Source organism: Streptomyces sp. ME02-8801-2C (genome assembly GCF_033793965.1).
Lineage (GTDB): Bacteria > Actinomycetota > Actinomycetes > Streptomycetales > Streptomycetaceae > Streptomyces.
The window spans coordinates 237,027-256,742 of record NZ_JARAXP010000008.1 but is presented as its reverse complement, the minus strand read 5'-3'; the positions used below and the strand labels follow the sequence as shown (position 1 = coordinate 256,742).

At 70.6% G+C, this 19,716-nt stretch carries 17 protein-coding genes and 1 pseudogene; 11 read left to right on the top strand and 7 right to left on the bottom strand.

The features are described from left to right. Positions 1–291: 291 nt before the first annotated feature. A complete protein-coding gene (locus tag PV396_RS27005; protein WP_319208794.1) occupies positions 292–696 on the bottom strand; it encodes a hypothetical protein in 405 nt (134 codons plus the stop codon). A gap of 134 nt (positions 697–830) precedes the next feature. Here PV396_RS27005 and PV396_RS45205 point away from each other — a divergent pair, with 134 nt between their 5' ends. The 4 genes and pseudogenes from PV396_RS45205 to PV396_RS26985 all read left to right on the top strand — a co-directional run bounded on the left by PV396_RS45205 (position 831) and on the right by PV396_RS26985 (position 2,371). After that, positions 831–1,124 (top strand): helix-turn-helix domain-containing protein, encoded by a 294-nt coding sequence (locus tag PV396_RS45205; RefSeq protein WP_416071482.1) that lies wholly within the window; start codon positions 831–833, stop codon positions 1,122–1,124. An 80-nt stretch (positions 1,125–1,204) separates the two neighbouring features. After that, a pseudogene (locus PV396_RS26995) lies at positions 1,205–1,453 on the top strand (transposase); the annotation flags it as partial. 109 nt (positions 1,454–1,562) lie between these two features. Then, positions 1,563–2,054, top strand: a complete 492-nt coding sequence (locus PV396_RS26990) for a hypothetical protein (protein ID WP_319208790.1) — start codon at positions 1,563–1,565, stop codon at positions 2,052–2,054. Next, positions 2,051–2,371, top strand: coding sequence for a transcriptional regulator (locus PV396_RS26985; protein WP_319209329.1), 321 nt, complete (start codon positions 2,051–2,053; stop codon positions 2,369–2,371). Before PV396_RS26990 ends, PV396_RS26985 begins: the two co-directional genes overlap by 4 nt. 31 nt (positions 2,372–2,402) lie before the next feature. On the opposite strand, the gene PV396_RS26980 is transcribed toward PV396_RS26985, so the two are convergent. Both PV396_RS26980 and PV396_RS26975 read right to left on the bottom strand, forming a co-directional pair. Then, the gene (locus tag PV396_RS26980; protein ID WP_319208789.1) at positions 2,403–3,119 is read right to left on the bottom strand and encodes a hypothetical protein; all 717 of its coding nucleotides are present in this window, start codon (positions 3,117–3,119) and stop codon (positions 2,403–2,405) included. Positions 3,120–3,271: 152 nt separating this feature from the next. Continuing rightward, positions 3,272–6,169, bottom strand: coding sequence for an FAD-binding and (Fe-S)-binding domain-containing protein (locus PV396_RS26975; protein WP_319208787.1), 2,898 nt, complete (start codon positions 6,167–6,169; stop codon positions 3,272–3,274). Positions 6,170–6,406: 237 nt separating this feature from the next. Here PV396_RS26975 and PV396_RS26970 point away from each other — a divergent pair, with 237 nt between their 5' ends. Genes PV396_RS26970 through PV396_RS26950 form a run of 5 tightly spaced genes read left to right on the top strand, consistent with a single transcriptional unit; the run spans position 6,407 to position 11,195 of the window. Beyond that, positions 6,407–8,419, top strand: coding sequence for an ATP-binding protein (locus PV396_RS26970; RefSeq protein ID WP_319208786.1), 2,013 nt, complete (start codon positions 6,407–6,409; stop codon positions 8,417–8,419). Further along, the gene (locus PV396_RS26965) at positions 8,419–8,865 is read left to right on the top strand and encodes a roadblock/LC7 domain-containing protein (protein ID WP_319208784.1); all 447 of its coding nucleotides are present in this window, start codon (positions 8,419–8,421) and stop codon (positions 8,863–8,865) included. Before PV396_RS26970 ends, PV396_RS26965 begins: the two co-directional genes overlap by 1 nt. Then, complete coding sequence (locus PV396_RS26960; protein ID WP_319208782.1) at positions 8,862–9,257, top strand: DUF742 domain-containing protein; 396 nt, start codon at positions 8,862–8,864, stop codon at positions 9,255–9,257. Before PV396_RS26965 ends, PV396_RS26960 begins: the two co-directional genes overlap by 4 nt. Then, entirely contained in the window at positions 9,238–9,975 is a 738-nt protein-coding gene (locus PV396_RS26955; RefSeq protein WP_416071481.1) for a GTP-binding protein, read from the top strand. The genes PV396_RS26960 and PV396_RS26955 overlap by 20 nt, the downstream gene beginning before the upstream one ends. After that, positions 9,972–11,195: a cytochrome P450 gene (locus PV396_RS26950; RefSeq protein ID WP_319208780.1), complete on the top strand. Its 1,224-nt coding sequence runs from the start codon at positions 9,972–9,974 to the stop codon at positions 11,193–11,195. The genes PV396_RS26955 and PV396_RS26950 overlap by 4 nt, the downstream gene beginning before the upstream one ends. 35 nt (positions 11,196–11,230) lie before the next feature. Here the strand turns inward: PV396_RS26950 and PV396_RS26945 are convergent, their stop codons facing one another. Then, positions 11,231–12,262 carry a CU044_5270 family protein gene (locus PV396_RS26945; protein ID WP_319208778.1) on the bottom strand — a complete coding sequence of 344 codons (1,032 nt, stop codon included), beginning with the start codon at positions 12,260–12,262 and terminating at the stop codon, positions 11,231–11,233. Beyond that, positions 12,259–12,888, bottom strand: coding sequence for an RNA polymerase sigma factor (locus PV396_RS26940; protein ID WP_319208777.1), 630 nt, complete (start codon positions 12,886–12,888; stop codon positions 12,259–12,261). The genes PV396_RS26945 and PV396_RS26940 overlap by 4 nt, the downstream gene beginning before the upstream one ends. Before the next feature lie 364 nt (positions 12,889–13,252). Here PV396_RS26940 and PV396_RS26935 point away from each other — a divergent pair, with 364 nt between their 5' ends. Together PV396_RS26935 and serC are read left to right on the top strand one after the other, a co-directional pair. Further along, a complete protein-coding gene (locus PV396_RS26935) occupies positions 13,253–16,633 on the top strand; it encodes an NACHT domain-containing protein (RefSeq protein ID WP_319208776.1) in 3,381 nt (1,126 codons plus the stop codon). Positions 16,634–16,711: 78 nt separating this feature from the next. Next, a complete protein-coding gene (gene serC / locus PV396_RS26930; protein WP_319208775.1) occupies positions 16,712–17,830 on the top strand; it encodes a phosphoserine transaminase in 1,119 nt (372 codons plus the stop codon). Between the two features lie 80 nt (positions 17,831–17,910). Here serC and PV396_RS26925 read toward each other — a convergent pair whose 3' ends face one another. Beyond that, positions 17,911–18,819, bottom strand: coding sequence for an aminoglycoside phosphotransferase family protein (locus tag PV396_RS26925; protein ID WP_319208774.1), 909 nt, complete (start codon positions 18,817–18,819; stop codon positions 17,911–17,913). Positions 18,820–19,293: 474 nt separating this feature from the next. Further along, the gene (locus PV396_RS26920) at positions 19,294–19,701 is read right to left on the bottom strand and encodes an ATP-binding protein (protein ID WP_416071480.1); all 408 of its coding nucleotides are present in this window, start codon (positions 19,699–19,701) and stop codon (positions 19,294–19,296) included. Positions 19,702–19,716: the final 15 nt, after the last annotated feature.

Here is a 19,716-nt window from a genome sequence, read left to right as displayed (position 1 = left end):
GACTGGTCCTCACGGAACTCCCTTGGCATGTCCAGGCGCGGGCGGCGCCCATGATCAGACAAGGGATACAGGCCAGGGATTCCATGCTTCGCCACCCATTTCACAAAATGATCGCCAAGCTGAGGGGGTGGCACCAAAGAGCCCCGCTGTCATCGCAGTTGACTGCACTCGTGGAACTCCGCACCCAGGCCCGCACACGGATTTTCGTCGCCATGATGAAATACGCCCCTTCAGGCGCCGAAGATCCTCACGCTGTTGCGTGACGACACCTCGCGCGAGACCCCGAGTTGTTCAGTGACACCTGCGGCCGGCCGCGCGCGCCCTCGCCGTCCCCCGTTGCGTGCGCATGTGCGGGGGAACGAGGAAGCGGGGGCGGTTGAACCAGATGATCGACAGCGTCAGAGCCATGCCGGTCAGCAGGGCGACCAGCAGCGCGCCCAGCAAGCCCGCCTCCCACGTGGTGAGGGACGCGGGGGTGAGCAGGACCGTGGCCATCAACAGGGCCGCCACCCAGTGGAAGGCGCCAACCGTGCCGAAGGCCCGCTCGATGCCCTTCTTGAAGTCGTCCGAGTACGGCACAAGACGCATCCTGTAGGCGTACGAGTGCCCCTCCCGCCAGCTCCGCCCGGCGAACCGGAGGAACGTGGTGCCCACCACCCCGCAGAGGGCGATGACGAGCCAGTACACGACGATCACCACAGCCTCATCAGCACCGCGACCACGACTTCTCCCTCCCGGTCCCACCCGGTCCCTCCCGGACAAGTTACTGATCTCTTCGGGGTGTTGTCGGGGTTGGTGACGGGTGGTGATCCCTGCGGTAGGCCGGTGCTATGCGGTACGCGCAGGGTGGCGGACTGACCGCCGAGAGGCGGCGGTTACGCGAACGGATCCGGTACGAGGCAGGCGAGCGGTTTGGTCGCGGTGAGAGAACCGAGGTGACCGCGAAGGATCTGCGGGTGAGTGAGCGGTCGGTGGAACGCCGGCGTCGTGCCTGGCGGGAGGGCGGGATGGACGCGCTCGCCTCCGCCGGGCCGCCGAAACTGCCCAAGCTGTCTGATGAGCAGTTCGCCGGGCTGGACTGCTCGTCGGCGGTGGTGTGGCGGCTGCTGCACCAGCACGGCTGATCCTGGCAGTGTCCCGCCCGCCGGGCACTTGAGCGAGACGAACAGGCGGTGGGCCTGTGGAAGAAGGACGTGTGGCCGCAGGCCGCGACACCTTCGCCTGGAGCGGCTACCGCGACCTGGTCGTCCGCGCCCACATCCGACTCGAGGCTCCCATCGTCCTGATCTGGGACAATCTCAACACGCACCGGGCCTCCGGGATGCGTGAGTACGCGGCCGCACCCGACTGGCTCACCATCGTCCAACTCTCCACTTACGCACCGGACTTGAACCCGGTCGAGGGAGTCTGGTCGCTGTTACGGCACGGGCCTCTCACCAACGCTGCCTTCACTGAGTCAGCAGGGCAGACAGCTGTGTGGTTGCCGAACCGCCCGGAAGTCACTTGCCATGCCGGAAACTCGACTCTTTCCACATGGGAAACTGTCCGCTACTCTTTCCGTCATGGAAACTCACGGGGTACCACTCACGCCGGAACAGGCCCGTTCCGCACTGGCCGACACCGAGCACGTCCGGTCATCCGCCGCAGCGCTGTCGGCGACACCGTGGCCGACCTGGTTCTTCGTCACGCTCACGCTCTACATCGCCGCTCTCCCGGTCGTCTACGGAGGCGTCATGGCCGACTCGGACTGGCTGCTGCCGCGTCCCGCCTGGCTGGGCATCATGCTCGTGACCACCGCCGCGTACGGGGCACTCTTCGCCGTCGCCGCCAAGGCGTGGCGCGAGAGGACCGGGGTGGCGCTGCGGCTGGACGTGCTGCCGAAGCGGGCGACCGTGCCGCTCGCGGTCGGCCTGCCCGTGCTGCTGGTGGGGTCCGCGTTCGCGTTCCGCGTCACCGGACGGCCGGTGTGGCTGATCGCGGCCTCGCTGATCAGTGCGGGCGTGTCCGTCGGCTTCCACCTCGCCTTCGTCCGTCTGCACCGGAAGACGGCATGAGCGCCGAAACCCCTGACCCCCTGGAGGGTTTCGACGCCACCATCCACGCCCCGAACCGGCTGCGTGTCTGCGCCCTCCTGGACACCGCGGGCGAGGCCGAGTTCGGCCTGGTCCAACAGCAACTCGACCTCTCCGCCTCCGTGCTGAGCAAGCACGTCACCGTGCTGATGGACGCCGGTTACGTCGAGCAGCGCAAGGCCGTCCGCGACACCCGGCAGCGCGTGTGGCTCCGCCTGACCCGGCGTGGCCGGGACGCCTACCGGGGTCACCTTGCTGCGCTGAGGGCGATCGTCGGGCCGTCGGATCCGGCTGCCTGATCTCCGGGGCACTCTCGGCCGCCAGGCCGGTTCAGCTGAAGGGGACGGCGTCCGCCGCGGAGGTGTGCCAGTTGGTGACGACCGGCTCCTCGACAGTGATGGTGCCGACCGGCAGGGAAACCGGGTCGGGGTCGTCGTTGCCGATGGCGACGATGATGCTGTCCAGCTCCTTGCCACCGTCGGAGTTGGTGCTCTTGGGGTTCACCCCGGCGTAGGCGACGGTGCTCCCGCTCAGCTTGATCTGGTCGCCGACGGACTGCTCCGCCGGGCCTGCCTCGGTGCCGTCGGATCCGAAGGCCACGGTCGGCAGCGCGGCGGGCAGGTAGCAGCTGATCCCCGGCTTCGCCTTCGCGATGATCAGGATGTATCCGCCGCCCTGCGTCTCGGACTTGGTGCTCCAGGAGATGTCGTTGGCGCCACAGCCCTGCTCGACCGGCTCCCTCTTGCCGTTGCCGGTGTCGACACCGGATCCGGCCCCGTCCTCGGTTCCCTTGCCCGTCGCGCCGGAGTCCTTGCCGGTGCTCTGCCCGCTGCCCGCGGTCGACGATCCGGGCGGGGTGGCCCCGGTCGACGAGCCGGACGGGGTGGCGGCAGTGTCGGCCGCGGTGGCGGACGGAGTGGCGGACGAAGAGCCCTTCGCGGCGCCGGTGTCCGTGTCCGTGGACGTGCCTTGGCACGCGGTCATCAGCATGGCACCGCCTACAAGGGCTGCGGAGACGAGTATGGCCTTGCGACGGTTGCCGGACATGAAATCCCCTTGGTGATCAGTGTGTTGAGGCCGACACGGGCTCGGCTTCTCGTTTCTTTCTTGATCATCATGAGGGGGCGACGAGTTTAAGGGTTCCCGGCGCATCGTTTCCGGACAACGCTGTCACAGAACGATGACATGATCACGACGGCTCATGCCCCTTCCCCCTCCATCCCCTCCGCCATCCCCTCCGCCATCCCCTCCGCCAGCACCTCCGCCATCCCCTCCGCCAGCACCTCCGCCAAGTGCCGCCCCCGCACCCCGCCCAGCTGCTCCAACTGCGTCCGGCACGAGAACCCGTCCGCCAGCACCACCGCCCCCTCCCCCGCCTCCCGTACCGCCGGGAGCAGCTGTTCCTCCGCGCAGGCCACCGACACCTCGTAGTGGCCCTTCTCGAAGCCGAAGTTGCCCGCCAGGCCGCAGCAGCCGCCCGCCAGTTCACCCGTCAGGCCCGCCGCCGTGCGCAGGCGGCGGTCCGCCGCGTCGCCCAGTACCGCGTGCTGGTGGCAGTGGGTCTGGCCGGTCGCCGGGCGTTCCACGCGGGGCGGGGTCCAGTCGGGGGCGTGGTGTTCCAGGGTCTCGGCGAACGTGAGGACCGTGTCCGCGAGGCGACGCGCACGCGGGTCCTCCGGCAGTAGTTCCGGCAGGTCCGTGCGGAGCGCTGCCGCGCAGCTCGGCTCCAGGACCGTCACCGGCGTGCCCGCCTCCAGGGCCGGTTCCATCAGGTCGAGCGTGCGGCACAACACCGCGCGCGCCCGGTCGAGTTGGCCCGTCGAGACGTACGTCAGACCGCAGCAGACCCTGGTGCCGGCGCGACCGGTCGGCGGCAGCCCCACCTCCAGGCCCGCCGCCTCCAGTACCCGTACGGCCGCCTGCCCCACCGCCGGCGTCAGGTGCTCGGTGAAGGTGTCGGGCCACAGGACGACCCTCGGTCGCCGCCGCCCGTCGTCCCGCGACGCGGCCCCCTTTCTCCTCCCCCACCAGCGGCTGAACGTCTCACGCGCCACCTCCGGAATCTCCCGCTCGGGCGCGATTCCGCCCAGCCTCTTCGCCGGCGCCGCCAACACCCGTACGGAAGCGAGGGAGTTGACCAGCCACGCCGTACGCGTACGGGCGACCACCCCCAGCCACACCGGCAACCGGCCCATCGAGTAGTGGGCCGCCGGGCGGAGGCGACCCGACCAGTGGTGATGGAGGAACTCCGCCTTGTACGTGGCCATGTCGACCTCGACCGGGCAGTCCGAGCGGCAGCCCTTGCAGGACAGGCACAGGTCCAGCGCGTCCCGGACCTCCTCCGAGCGCCAGCCGTCCGTGATCACCTCACCGGCGAGCATCTCGTGCAGCAGCCGGGCCCGCCCACGCGTGGAGTGCGCCTCCTCGCCCGTCACCCGGAACGACGGACACATCACCTCCGAGCCGGCCGGACCAGCCGTACCGACGGCCGCTGCCGGGGTGCGGCACTTCGCCACCCCCACACATCTGCTCACCGCCGCCGCGAAGTCCCCGCCGTCCGCCGGGTAGCCGAAGGCCACCTCCACCGGCTTGCGGGGAAGGACCGCGAAGCGGAGGTTCTCGTCCAGGCGGGCGGGGTGGACCAGCATGCCGGGGTTCAGGAGGTCGTCCGGGTCCCAGAGGGCCTTCGTGCGCTCGAAGAGGGCGATCACCTCGGGGGCGTACATCTTCGGGAGCAGTTCCGCGCGGGCCTGGCCGTCGCCGTGTTCGCCGGACAAGGATCCGCCGTGGGACACCACCAGCTCCGCCAGTTCCTCCGAGAAGCGGCGGAAGCGGGCCACCCCGCCACTCGTCACCAGGTCGAAGTCGATGCGTACGTGGATGCAGCCGTCGCCGAAGTGGCCGTACGGCGTGCCGCGCAGGCCGTGGTCGCGCAGCAGCCCCCTGAAGTCCCGCAGATACGCGCCCAGTCGGGCCGGCGGCACCGCGCAGTCCTCCCAGCCGGGCCAGGCCTCCGTGCCGTCCGGCATCCGTGTCGCCGTGCCGCTCGCGTCCTCCCGGACGCGCCACAGGGCGCGCTGGTGGGCCGGGTCGGACACCACGAGGGCGTCCGTGACGTCCGCCGCCCGTACGATCGCGTCCGCACGCGCGCGTGCCTGTGCCGCATCCGCGCCGCCCGTCTCCACGAACAGCCAGGCGCCGCCCCGGGGCAGGTCGGTCACGGTGCGGACCAGGTCGGCGGCCATGCCCTCGACCGTCAGCGGCCCGTACGGCAGCAGACCTGCCGCCGCTTCCGCCGCCGCGCTCTCGTCCGCGTACGCCAGCACGGCCAGCGCACGCGCGCGTGGGGCCTCGACCAGGCGTACGACCGCCTCCGTGACGATGCCCAGGGTGCCCTCGGAGCCGCAGAAGGAGCGGGCGACGTCCGCGCCCTTCTCGGGGAGCAGCGCGTCCAGCGCGTACCCGGAGATGCGGCGGGGGAGGTCGGGGAAGCCCGTGCGCAGGCGGGCCAACTCGCCCTCCACCAGGCGCCGCAGACCGTCCGGGGCGCCCGCCCAGTCCTGGCCCGGGCGGAGCCGGTCGCCGCGCGCGCGGATCACCGTCAGTTCGCGCACGTTGTCCGCCGTGGTGCCCCAGGCGACGGAGTGCGCGCCGCAGGAGTTGTTGCCGATCATGCCGCCGAGCGTGCAGCGGCCGTGGGTCGACGGATCGGGGCCGAAACGCAGACCGTGCGGGGCCGCCGCCTCCTGGAGACGGTCCAGGACCAGGCCCGGCTGAACAACAGCCGTCTGTTCCTCGTGGTTGAGGGAAAGGAGGTGGTTCATGTGCCGGGTGAAGTCCAGAACGACCCCCGTGCCCGTCGCCTGGCCCGCGATCGACGTGCCCCCGCCGCGCGCCACGACCGGCACCCCGTGCGCCCGGCAGACGGCCAGGGCCGCCGCCACGTCGTCCGCGTCGCGCGGTGCGACGACGCCGAGCGGGACGCGCCGGTAGTTCGACGCGTCCATGGTGGTCAGCGCCCGGGACATCGCGTCGAAACCGACCTCGCCCCGGACGGCCCCCCGCAGTTCCGCCTCCAGCGGCCGAAGATCCGTCATGCCCCCAGCATGCCTCCCGCCACTGACAGTGACCGTCCGTGCGCCACCTGAAACGTGGACGGTTTGTGAGGACCGAACCGAAACACCGCAAATTTGATCACCAACTCCCCTATAGTGACGGCTAGTTGAGCACCATCAGTCACATCACGCTCACAAATCGATCGCAGCCGGCAGCACCGAGGACACAGTCGAGGACCGACCGAGGCACCGACCGAGAACCCGACCAAGGACCGCTTGATGACCGCGCCCCGCCAACCCGGCGAACGCCCCGCCTACCGCGCCCTCCTGACCGCCCCGCTGCTCACCGCCGTACTCGCCGCGCTCGCGCTGGCCGGCGCGGTCGCCCGGGCGCCGGACGGGGCGCGCACCCCGCTCACGCTGGGCGGAGCCGTCGCCACGCTGCTGCTGTGCGCGGCCGTCACCGTCGCCGCCCACGGGATCAGGTCCTCCCGGCTGCTGCGCCGACAGCTCGCGACCGTCACCGACGACGCCGGCCGCCTGCTGCACGACCGGGCCCGCCTCACCGAGGAGCTCAACCAGGTACGGGCCGGGGTGACCGCCGACCTGGAACGGGAACACGCGCGCGTGTCCGCCGATCTCGCCCGCGAACGCGCCCGCCTCACCGAGGCCTCCGCACACGAGTTCACCCGCCTCCAGCGGGAGAAGGCCTACGAGATCAACCTCCTTACGGAGGACAACAACCGCCTCGCCGAAGAGCTGCGCCGGGCCCACCAGGAGCGGGCGGCGGCCCTCGCGGCCACCGCGAACGCGGCCGGCCGTATGCAGGCGCTGGCCACCAGCACCCTCGCCGACCTGCGCGCCATGGAGGACCGGCACACGGACGAGGACGTCCTCGCCGACCTCCTCCACCTCGACCACCGCACCGCCCAGGCGGGCCGTCTCGCCGACTCGATCGCCGTCCTCGCCGGCGCCCGCTCGGGCCGCCGCTGGGCCCGCCCGATCGTCATGGAGTCGATCCTGCGCGGCGCCATGGGCCGCATCAGCGGCTACCAACGCGTGCGCGTGCACTCCGCCAGCGGCGCCGCCGTCGCCGGACACGCCGCCGAGGGCGTCATGCACGCGCTGGCCGAACTCCTCGACAACGCCGCGACCTTCTCCCCGCCGACCGCCGAGGTCCGCGTCTACGTCGAGGAGGTCCCCGCCGGCGTCATCGTGTCCGTGGAGGACAGCGGCCTGGCCATGGGCGAGGTGCAACTGCGCCGCGCCGAACGGGCCGTCTCCGGCGAGGACACCGACTTCGGCGGTCTCACCGGTACCCGGCTCGGCCTCTCGGTCGTCGGCAGGCTGGCCCGCAAGTACGGCCTCAAGGTCTCCTTCCGCCCCTCCGCGCGCGGAGGCACCGGCGTCCTGGTGCTGATCCCGCAGGACATCCTGGCCGGGGAGGCCGTCACGGCGGAGCCGCTGCCGGCACCGCCGGCACCGCCGGCACCGCCCGCCTCGCCGGTGCGGGTGGTGCCGCCGGTCGCCGAGGCATCCACGGCTCCGGTGCCCACCCCCGGGGAGCCCTGGGAGGCCCGTTCCGGGGACCAGGATCAGGACCTGGACCGGGATCCGCGGGTTTCGTACGCGGAAGAGGCCCCCGCGGACTGGCCGTACCCGGAGGACCCGTACCCGGAGAACCCGTACCCGGCGGGGCCGAACGCAGAGGTGCCGAACACGGACGGCCCCTCCGCACAGCAACCGCCCCAGCAGGAGCCGTACGCGAGCCGGCCCCACAGAGAGCAGCAGTCCCCGCCCCAGCCCTACTCGCGTCCGGCACAGTCGTACGCGGCCGCCCGCGCCGCCGCCGGTGACCTGGACCCGGACCCCGTGCCCACCCACGAGTCCCCCGACCGCGCCGGACAGGCGCCGGAGTCCTCGGAGAGCCACGGCCCGGAAGCGCCCGTCGGGCTGCCGCAGCGGCGCCGGGGACGCACGCTCGCCGAGGCCGAACGCGCCCGGGGAGCGGCTGGGGCCGACGAGTCAAGGTTCTCCATCCCGCTCGCCCCGCCCGACCCCGAACCCGACGACACGCGCGCGCGTGTGGCCCGTTTCGGGAGTTTCCGGCAGGCGGTACGCGGCATCCAGCCGGACCAGGCGGCCCTCCAGGGCAGCACGAACCCAAGTCCGAACCCAAGTTCGATCTCAAGTCCGAACCCGACCCCGGAACCCACACCCACGCCCCCTTCGGAAGCCGTGCCGTCCCCACCCCCCACCTCCACCTCCCACCCGGAAGGCGACCCCACCTGATGACCGGCACCGGTACTGGCCTCGGCCCCGGCCCGACGACCGCCGACGACAAGCTGACCTGGCTCATCGAGGGCCTGCTTGAGCGCACCCCGGGGGCCCGGCACGCGCTCGTGCTCTCCCGGGACGGCCTGAAGCTGTGCCGCACGCCGGAGCTGTCCGTCGACCAGGCGGACCAGCTCGCCGCCATCGCCGCCGGGATCCAGTCGCTGTCGCACGGCGCGTCCGTGGAGTTCGGGGACGGCAGCGGAGGCGTGCGGTCCGCCATGACCGAGTTCTACGGCGGGGTGCTGTTCATCGTCGAGGCGGGCCAGGGCGCCCACCTTGCCGTCGTCACCGCCGAGGACGCGGACGCCGGGCTCGTCGGCCACAACATGAGCGAACTCGTCGAGCAGCTCGGGGAGCATCTGCGCGCCCAGCCCCGAGCGGGCCACCCCCGTACGGCATGAGTCGACCCGGGGGACAGACGGGGGGACCGGTAGGAGGACAGACGGGGAACCGTCCGGGAAGGGACGATTCTCCTGACCGGCTCTACACCCTCACCGGAGGGCGCAGCCGCTCCGCGCCCGACAGTCCGTTCGATCTGGTGACGCTGGTCGTCGCCGAGAGCGATCCGGTGCCGGGGATGCAGTCCGAGCACGCGGCGATCCTTCGGCTCGCCGAGCGGCCCACCGCGGTGGTGGAGGTCGCCGCCGTGCTGCGGCTGCCGGTGGGCATCACGAGGGTGCTCCTCGCCGACCTCCTCGCCACCGGGCACGTCAGCGCCCGCCATCCGCGCCGGACCGCCATCACCGACCCCGACATCCTGGAGCAGGTGCTCGTTGGACTCCGCAACCTCTGAAACCTCTGACCCGGCGGAAGCCGCCGACCCCGACGCCGACCCGGCCCCGGACCCGCGTACGTCCAGGCCGCCCCTCCACGCCTCCGCCGACAACGGGCTGAAGATCGTGGTCGTCGGCGGCTTCGGGGTCGGCAAGACGACCCTCGTGCGTTCGGTGAGCGAGATACGTCCGCTCAGCACCGAGGAGACGATGACGCACGCCGGCGAGACCGTCGACGACATCAGCGCGGTCCGCGACAAGAACGCGACGACCGTCGCCTTCGACTTCGGCCGCATCACGCTCGACTCGCACAACGTGCTGTACCTGTTCGGCGCGCCGGGCCAGGAACGCTTCTGGTTCCTCTGGGACCGGCTGTTCTCCGGCGCGCTCGGCGCGGTCGTCCTCGTCGACACCCGCCGCCTCGACGACTCCTGGTACGCCATCGACCGCCTCGAACGGCACGGCACCCCGTTCGTCGTGGCCCGCAACGACTTCGGCGGCCCCGACTTCGCCCCCCAGGCCGTCCGCGACGCGCTCGACCTCGACCCCGACGTACCGCTCGTGCACTGCGACGCGCGCCTGCGGAGTTCCAGCAAGCGGGTGCTGATCGCACTCGTGGAACACGCCAAGCACCGCCACCAGCGCTCGCGTTCGGGCTCACATCGGGGTGCGCATCCGGGTTCGTACGATGGTCGAATGCCCGTACTCGACGAGCCCCACGAGGAGTTGCCCCGGTGACCGCCGCCCATGTCCCCCTCAACGGCCCCCGGTCGCGCACCGATCCCGAGCGGCTGTACCGGGAGATGCGGCACGAACACGGGCCGGTGGCACCGGTGTTGCTCGACGGGGACGTACCCGCGTGGCTGGTCATCGGCTACCGCGAACTCCATCAGGTCACCGGCGACGCCGAACTGTTCAGCCGGGACTCGGGGTTGTGGAACCAGTGGGAGAAGATCCCCGCCGACTGGCCGCACCTGCCGATGATCGGCCGCGGCCAGCCCTCGATCCTCTACACCGTCGGCGAACGCCACCGGCAGCGCGCCGCGATGGTCGGCGGGGCGCTGGAGGAGGCCGATCCGGTCGAACTGCGGGCGTACACCGAGCAGTTCGCGGACGAGCTGATCGACTCGATCTGCGCCAGGGGCGAGGCGGACCTCGTCCAGGAGTACGCGATGCGGCTGCCCGTACGGGTCATGGCGCGGCTCTTCGGTTTCGCCGACGAGGACGGGCCGGGTCTGGTCACCGCCGCCCTCGCCATGACCGACGGGCAGGAGACCGGCATGGCCGGTCAGCAGCACCTGATCGCGTCGATGGGCCGCCTGCTGGCCGCCCGCAAGGAACGCCTCTCGGACGACGTCGTGTCGCGCATGCTCGCGAACCCGTACGGCTTCACGGACGAGGAGATCACCCACGACCTGATGATCATGCTCGCGGCGGGAAACGACCCGACCGCCCACTGGATGGGCAACTCGCTGCGCCTGATGCTCACCGACGAACGGTTCGCGGCCTCCCTCTTCGGCGGCCGCAGCAGTGTCGCCGAGGCGATGAACGAGGTCCTGTGGGAGGACGCGCCCGTGCAGACCATGCCGGGCCGCTGGGCGTCCCGCGACACCCGCCTCGGCGGCCGGCACATCCGTACGGGCGACCTGCTCCTCCTCGGCCTCCAGGGCGCCAACTCCGACCCCCAGGTACGCACCGACGGTTCCGCCCTCACCGGCGGCAACAACGCCCACTTCTCCTTCGGCCACGGGGAACACCGGTGCCCGTTCCCGGCGCAGGAGGTCGCGGAGGTCATCGCGAGGACGGGCATCGAGGTGGTCCTGGACCGCCTGCCCGACATCGACCTGGCGGTCCCCGCCGCGACCCTGGCCCGCCGCAAATCCCCGTGGCTGCGGGGGCTGGTGGAACTCCCGGTGCGGTTCACGCCGACGCCGGCGCTGGGCGTCGCAGCGACCTGAGGCCCATCTCCGGACCCGTCCTCCGGACCCGTGCCTCAGGGGCGTTCCCCGGGCTTGTCCACGACGCCCCAGGCGGCCCGGGCGGTGATGTACCCGGGGTCCTGGTCCCCGTCCTGCCCGGTGTCCATCGCCTCGCCGAGATAGGCGTAGGTCTCGGCATCGAAGAAGATCTCCTGCTTGCCCTTGCTGCCGGAAGCGGTCCGCTCGGGGTAGGTCACGGTCACCCCGATGGCCGGGCGTCCGAGGGGATCCTCGACGCCCTTCTCGACCCGTGCGCCGGGGATCTTGGCGAGCGCCCGGAACAGGCCCGCCTGGACCTTCGGCGGGATGAGGACCGAGCGGTAGAGGACGTCGATCTCCCGCCAGTCGCGTTCCGCCTGGGTCTCACCCGGGATGTCGCCGATGGCGTGCTCCTGGCGGATGCGCTTCATCATGCGGTCCGGATCGCTGGGGAGCGTCGCCAGGAAGCGGTAGAACTGGCGCTGCGACCGGTCGTCGTAGCCCTCCTTCTTCCACTTCTCCTCCTGGTTGGGGCCGTACCAGACCTGGAGTTTGTCGGGGTCGAAGTCCTCGAAGTGCCCCGAGGGCGGCATGCCCGGCAGGCGGGCGCCGCCGGTGCCGTCCCAGCGGGTCCACTGCTCCTGCGACTGGGGTCCGTTGCTGCCGAAGCCGGTGCTCTTCTCGTAGACCCACTGCTTCGGACCGGGTTCGTTCGCGCCGAGCTTCTCCACGGTGGCCGCCGCCAGTTCGAGGGTGTCGGCGGAGGCCCGCGCGGAGAGAAGTCGCGCGGCGGGGGACGCCGTGCGGGAGCTGTCGTCGACCAGGGACGCGACGACGCCACCGGTGACCGCGAGTCCCGCGACCACCGCGGCGGCCACGAGGACGAGACGACGCCGCGAGAGAGGCGTACGGACAACCCCGTCGCCCGCTCCGACGACGGTCTCCTCACGGAACGCCGCCGTGAGCAACTCCCTTTGCCGAGCCAGGTGTTCAGGGGTGGGCAGGGGCACGTCGGAACGCATCTCACGCAGTGCGGGGACTTCGGGAAACTCGGAGAGGTCGTTCATGTGAGGTCGCCTTCGGGTGCGTGCGGTTCGAACGTTTCGCTGAAGGGGCTGTGCGCACCGGCAGACGCGCGCAGCTTGCGACGGGCCCGGTTGAGCCGGGAGCGGACGGTGCCCACCGGGATGTCCAGCGCCTCGGCGATCTCGAGGTAGCTGAACTCGGCCCAGGCGAACAGCAGCAGTGCGTGCCGGTCGCCCTCGGAGAGCCTGGCCAGCGACTTGGCCAGGGGCCGGGAGGCGGCCTGCGCGGCGACCCGGTCGTCCGCCGAGTCGGTCCAGGTCTCGGCCACGGGGTCGTGTCCGGTACGGGCGAGGAGCTTCAGCGCTCTCACCTCCTCACGGCGATGCCGGCTGATCAGTTTCGCCGCGATGCCGTACAGCCAGGGGCGGACACCGGCGCGCTCGCTGTCGTAGCGGGCGCGTATCCGGAAGGCGGTCAGGAAGGTCTCGGCGGTGACGTCGTCGGCCGCGTCATGACCGAGCCGCCGGGCGACGTACTGATGGATGGCGGGCGCGTACCGGTCGAAGAGCGCCGCGAAGCGCTCCGGTTCGTCGAGCGACGCCGCGATCAGCACGGCGTCCGCCTCCGCACCGGCCCCTTGGGAGGGCCGGCAGAGGGAATCAGTCATGGACGGTCCGTGTCGTCGGAGGGGTACGGGGATTGGACAGGGTTCACCCAGTACTTGCCAAGGGACGGGGATCAGGTTCACGACACTTTCGAACGGGGGCGCGCCCTGTCCGCCGGGTGGCGGGGACAGGTGGGGGCTGGTGCACTGGGAAAAGGGATGATCCCTCCAGGAGTGGTGGTCGTCGATGGGATACGAACTCCACCAGCGCAGGGTCAGGGTCGTCACAGGCCCGCCGGAGGGAGGCCCCCTCCGGGAGCTGTGGGCACACGGCCGACGCCCGTTCGTCGCCGCCTTCTGGCGTCTCCGCAGCCGGTGGCTGATCCGGCGGGGTGTCACTCGCCCGAGACGGTGGTGGAATCCGCCGTTGACGACCGCGTTGGTCGGGGTGGTGGCCCTGCTGACGGCGGGACTTTTCGTCTGGTGTTTCGTCGCGGTGCTGGACCTCACCGGACGAAAGTGGCTGGTGGACAGCTTCGGACCACAGGAGCTGTGCAAGAAGGACAACGCCGCCGCGTGCGACGCCATCTCCGGTGTCGTCATGCCCGTACTCGTACTCGCCGCCTCGACGTTGCTGTTCCTGTCCTGGCGGCTGTGGCAGGTCCGCCGGTTCTGTACGTACCAGGCCAGGCGCGAGCCCGGCCGGCTCGTGCAGACCGCGGGCAGTCTGATGGGCGAGGTCGTCGGACGCGACCAGCTCTGCAACGCCATCATGACGAACCTGGGCGACAAGAAGGTCCGACGGCCCCACGTCATCGTCGGGGGCGTCGGTGTCGGCAAGACGGCCTTGCTCGTTCGGCTCGCGCAGAAACTCGCGGCCGCGGGGGCCGTCCCCATCCCGATCCGGCTGCGTGACGCCCAGGGCGAGGAGAAGCTGGACTTCGACGAGATGGCGCTCGCGCGTTTCCGCGACATCGTGGGGTCGAAGGTGCGGTCGGAGGGCGAGATCGACCGGATCTGGAAGTGGCTCAGGCAGCGCGCCGACCGGATCGTGGTCCTCGCGGACGGACTCGAAGAGGCGTTCGGCCAGGACCACCTGAGCGGCCGGCGCGACAACCTGATCCGGGACGCGATACGCAGGGCCGGCCAGGACGGGCTGCCGCTGGTCATCGCCTCCCGGCCGCACGACCCGCTGCGCGCGATGCAGGCGGCCGTCTCGGAACTGGAGCCGCTGAGCAACGAGGCGGCGCTGCGCTACATCGCCCGCAGTGGCAGCTGGCGCTCCGATCCGACCCTGCTCGACCGGATCGTGGAAGCCACCAACATGGCGGAGTCCCCCATCTACCTCAAGATCGCCAAGGATCTGCACAGCAAGGACCTGCTGGAACCCCTGTGGACCGGCGGCGGGGATCTGGACCTCCAGCTCCATGACAGCTGGCAGTTGCGGGCGGAACTCATGGAGACGTGGATCCACGCGCTGGTCGACGGGGACGTCCACCCCGAACTGCCCATCGACCACGACACAAGGCTCGCGGTCGTGGAGTACGTCTCCGCGTTGGCGTGCATCGGCCTGGCCTCGGACAGCGCCGACGTCAACCTCGCGGACCTCACCTCGGACCAGGAGTGGAACCGGCGCGTCGCGCGGAAACTGGACCAGCGGATGACGGACCTGCGCTGGACACCGTCCCGGCCGGGCCGCGAACACCCCTGCCAGGAGACGGGGACCGGCGCCGACTGGTGGATGGGCCCCAGGGTGGACGTCCGGATCGCCGCGACCTGGGGCACCCGGATGGGGCTGGTCCACGAGGACGGTGACAAGGTCCGTTTCCAGCACAGCATCGTGCAGGCCTACCTCGGATCCCGCTTCCTCGACAAGATGTTCGAGAACTCGGCGGTCGACGGTACGCCGGCCACCCACCTCACCCGGGCTCTGCGGCGGGGCGGACGGGAACTGCTCATCGCTCTCACGCTGTACTCCCGGTCGCAGAAGGGGAGATGCACCTGCCGGGAGGCCCCGGCGGGCGAGGCGCCATGCCCCGTCTACCTGATGTGCGAGCTACTCAAACGGCAGGCCAAGAACCTGCTGACCGACGCGGAACGCGCGCGGAAAATCGCCGAACAACTCACAGAGACCAGTGCCGGCAACGGGGAGCCCGATGAGCGTGGCAGTCCGCGGCTGAGGTCGCTCGAGATCTACGGCGCCGCCGTCGAGATCGACAGCGTGGGATCCGCCCCGAAGCAGCACGACCTCATCTCGGAGATCCTGGACGACTGGAAACGTCTGGGCCAGGACGAGGACCCCACGAGGCTGCGCGAGGCGAAGCTCGCCCTGGTGAGGCAGTGCGGGACGGCCGTACGCCGGGTGGCCGCCGCCCAGAGCCGCAACCCGGAGTACGAGCACCCGGCGTACCCGCCGTACGGCGTCCTGTACCGGATCGGGCGCAAGGAGACCGACCGCGGGGTGCGCGAGGCGCTCGTCAAGGAGATCGGGGCGGGTGGCGAACCCGCGTACCAGGCGCTCTGCGACAGACTTTCCGCGCCCTGCGCGGCGCTTGTGACCCGACGCCGGTGCAACGGCCAGGAGATGAAGTCCTGCCCCGACGACGCGGGCAGGAACGACGGCCGGTCGCAGCGGGACCTGGCGGAGGAGAGGGAACGCAAGGAACGCAGGAGCGCCGAGGAGGAGGCCCTGGAGGAGAAGGGGAACTGGGCCTGCAACACCATGCGGGCCTGGCTGCTTCCGCTGCTGGTCGACTCCTCCATGATGTCCCGTCACCTCGGCAGTCCCCGCGACGACCTGGCCAACTGGGTCAGGGTGGCGACCGGGGAGAGACCGTGCGACGAGATCCTTCCGGACGGCCCCGGCGCCCCCATCGGCCTGGGAGTGGCGCTGGCCCAGGGATTCAAGTACGCCGCCAACCGACGGCCCGGCCCCCGGTCCAACCGCAGCGCCCGCGAGTTCCTCGTCAAGCAGGCCCAGGAGCTGCTGACCCAGAGCACGTTCTGGTACACGCGCCTGACGCTTCTGCACGCCCTGACGCTGTGGAGCCTGCCCGACGACGTCAACGCCGCCCAGCCGATCCGGGGCCACGGGTCGGATCCCAGGGGCCAGGTGAAGGAGTGGCTGGCGCTGGGCGAGGGCAACCGGGCGGAGCACCCCCTGGTCGAGGGTGCCGCGAAGCTGGCCGTACGCGCCCTGCAGACCCGGCGGCCCGAGCGGTTCCTGTGGATCGACGAGGCGGCACTGGCCTCCTGCATCGGCACCGAGGTCGGGCTGCCCGGGGAGCAGCGGGCCCACAACCTGTGGATACCGCCGTCCACCGGGTGGAGCACCCTGGACCCCACGGCACAGCAGTTGCTGGCGGACGTACTCCTGCTGCTGGTGCTCGGCGAGCGCTCGTACCGGCCCAAGGACCTGTTCCGCATCCTGGAACTCCGTTCCCGCGAGCCGTCCCAACTGCCCTCCTGTGTACAGAAGGACCGCACTCGGCTGAACCCTGTCCGAGGGGCGGAACGGGCGTCTCAGCCCGGCTCCAGCTGCACGGACGAGTGCCGGATGAAGATGTGCCCCTATCCGGCCAAGGTGGAGAACCTGCGGATGGAGTTCAGTGAGGTCTTCTGCCTGCACCAGCGCGACCTGCTGAAGAAGTGGCAGCCCTGGGCGTGGGCGTCCCTGCGGTTCCGCCGGGAGGCCGCTTGGCAGCGCAGGGTGCCCATGGCCGGCATGCGCCGCTTCTGGGACCAGATGAGCGACCGGGCCCGGGACATCGACCCGGACGACGACACGGACAGCACGCACACGCGTTGACCGCCGTCCCATGGACCGCCGTCTCATCCGACGGACGACATTTCGCCCAGGTTTCACGGAGCCGCTAGGCTCGCGCCCGTGGCTGACATCCAGATCCCCGCTGACATCAAGCCCGCCGACGGACGCTTCGGCGCGGGCCCCTCCAAGGTGCGGACGGAGGCGCTGGACGCGCTGGCCGCCACCGGTAGTTCCCTCCTCGGTACCTCCCACCGCCAGGCCCCGGTGAAGAACCTGGTCGGCAAGGTGCGCGAGGGCATCAGTGAGCTGTTCTCGCTTCCCGAGGGCTACGAGGTCATCCTCGGCAACGGTGGTTCCACCGCGTTCTGGGACGTCGCGACGCACGGCCTGATCCAGAACAAGTCGCAGCACCTGACGTTCGGCGAGTTCTCGTCGAAGTTCGCGAAGGCGTCGAAGCTCGCCCCCTGGCTGGGCGAGCCCACCGTCATCTCCTCCGACCCGGGCACGCACCCCGAGCCGCAGGCCGAGGCGGGCGTCGACGTGTACGCCTTCACCCACAACGAGACGTCGACGGGTGTCGCGGCTCCGCTGAAGCGTGTCCCGGGCGCGGACTCCGGGTCCCTGGTCCTGGTCGACGCCACCTCCGGCGCCGGCGGTCTCCCGGTCGACATCGCCGAGACGGACGTCTACTACTTCGCCCCGCAGAAGTCCTTCGCCTCCGACGGCGGTCTGTGGATCGGCGTGTTCTCCCCGGCCGCGATCGAGCGCGCCGAGCGGATCCACGCGTCGGGCCGCCACATCCCGGAGTTCTTCAGTCTCCCCACGGCGATCGACAACTCCCGCAAGAACCAGACGTACAACACCCCGGCGCTGGCCACCCTGTTCCTCCTCAACGAGCAGCTGGAGTGGATCAACGGCCAGGGCGGTCTCGCGTGGTCCACGGCCCGTACGAAGGACTCCTCGACCCGTCTGTACAGCTGGGCGGAGGAGTCCAAGCACGCGACCCCGTTCGTCACCGACCCGGCGAAGCGCTCCCAGGTCATCGGCACGATCGACTTCGCGGACGAGATCGACGCCGCCGCCGTCGCCAAGGTCCTGCGCGCCAACGGCATCGTCGACACAGAGCCCTACCGCAAGCTGGGCCGCAACCAGCTCCGCGTGGCGATGTTCCCGGCGATCGACCCGGCGGACGTCGAGGCGCTGACGAAGTGCGTCGACTACGTGATCGAGAAGCTCTGACTCAGAAGCCCGTATGAATGACGGGGGCGCCCGGTGCTGGTCACCGGGCGCCCCCTCTTACTTCCCGGACGGTGGGCCACTCACCGCGCAGCGGCGTCGGCGAGGATTGCCCGAAGTCGTTCCCGGCACTCGGCGACGAAGGCGGGGAAGGTGTGCCAGTAGTAGGAGATACCACTGACACCCACCGCGATCGCCCAGGCGCGGGCACGGGTCCAGGTCACATCATCGAGGTTCAAGGTGTCCCAGTAGGCCTGCCGTGCCTGTGGCGGCAGGTCCCAGACCGTGGAGTGCTCGGCGTCGGGAAAGCCGACCGAAAGTCCTCCGAAGTCGATGACTGCGTGGAGCTTGCCGTCCCGGACCAGGAGGTTGGTCGGTTTGAGGTCACCATGCAGCCATACGTGAGGTCCTGAGGCCTCGGGCAGTGCGAGCGCGGCTCGCCACAGCCGTTCCAGAGAGTCAACGTCGAGCTCAGAGCCCAGGGTGGTTCGGCAATCGTCGATACACCTGGCGATCCACTGGTCGCAGGGCCCCAGGACGCCTCCGCGGTACCAACTGAGCCCATCTGCGCGTGTCGCTCCCATGAGGTCGATGCCGTGGAGTTCACGCACGACCACCGCCAGGTCGACTCCGAAGGCGGCCCAGTCCTGGACGGTGCCCGGGCCGGCTTCGGCACCGTCGATCCAACGGTAGACCGACCAGACCAGGGGGAAGGCGTCGGTTGGTGCCCCCGCGTGGACGGGCTGGGGGATCGGACGTGAAAGGAGGGGCGCCAGGCGAGGAAGCCACTCCTGTTCCTTCCGCACGGACTGTCCCTTGTCGGCAGTTCGTGGAAGCCTCACGAGCAGATCATCGCCCAGCCGGTACATGGTGTTGTCCGTGCCCGCACCTGCGGGCGACAACGGTAGATCGGCCCACTCTGTGCGCTGTGCATTCAGCAATGACCGGACCAGCGTCTCGTCGACCGGGATCTCATCTTTGTGAAGCGTCACGTCAGAAATCTCACCGCAAGGGGGACCGGGAAGCCAGTGACTTTCCGACCGAGGCAGGTTCGCTCTCGCGCTCGGTGGGCACTGCGCGTGATCGCCGTTCTTCCGCCGTGTGCACCATGACGTAAAACCGCACCAAGCCACCTACGTCCTCAAGCTGTTCATTGCGCGCTGCCACCCCCTCGCGGAACGAGGGCCGGGCCGTAGGCTCCCAGCACGACTCGGAGGCGAGGAGTGGCAAGCCTCGTCCGCTCTCTGCTCGTTGGCGCTCCGAACACCTCCACCAGCGATACCAACGTGCCCTGGCAGGGCTGAACAGGGGCCCCACGTACGGGTCCGGCTGCCGTGGGGCCTCGCCGAGGTCGGGCGCCTGCGCGCTGAACCCGTCCCGCTGCGGCGGACGCGTACGCGCGGCGCGAGCAACGCCCAGGACCAGAAGGCCCCACAGAACCACACCCCCCGAACCGGCAAGCAGCGTCACCGTTCGAGCCTCTTCTCAACCCAGACGGTTTTTCCGATGACTTCCGGGCTCACGCCCCAGGCGTCCGACAGGGCGTCGACCAGCACGAGGCCCCTGCCGCCGGCGCCCTCGCTCGTCTCGCACAGGCGCGGCTGCTTGTCGTTCTGGGTGTCCCGCACCTCGACGCGAATGACGTCGCCCGTCTTCTCGATGGCCATGCGGACCTGCCGACCAGACGTGCCGGGTACGCGCCCATGGGTAACGGCGTTCGTCATCAACTCGCTGACCATGAGCACCATGTCGTCCACGAAGTCCTGAGCCTCGGGGAGACAGCAGGACACGAGAAGGTCCCGACAGTCCGCGCGGGCTCGTCCCACGGATCGTGTGGTGGTGGGGTAGTTGAGTTGTGCGATCACTTCGGGCATACGGGCATCCCCCTT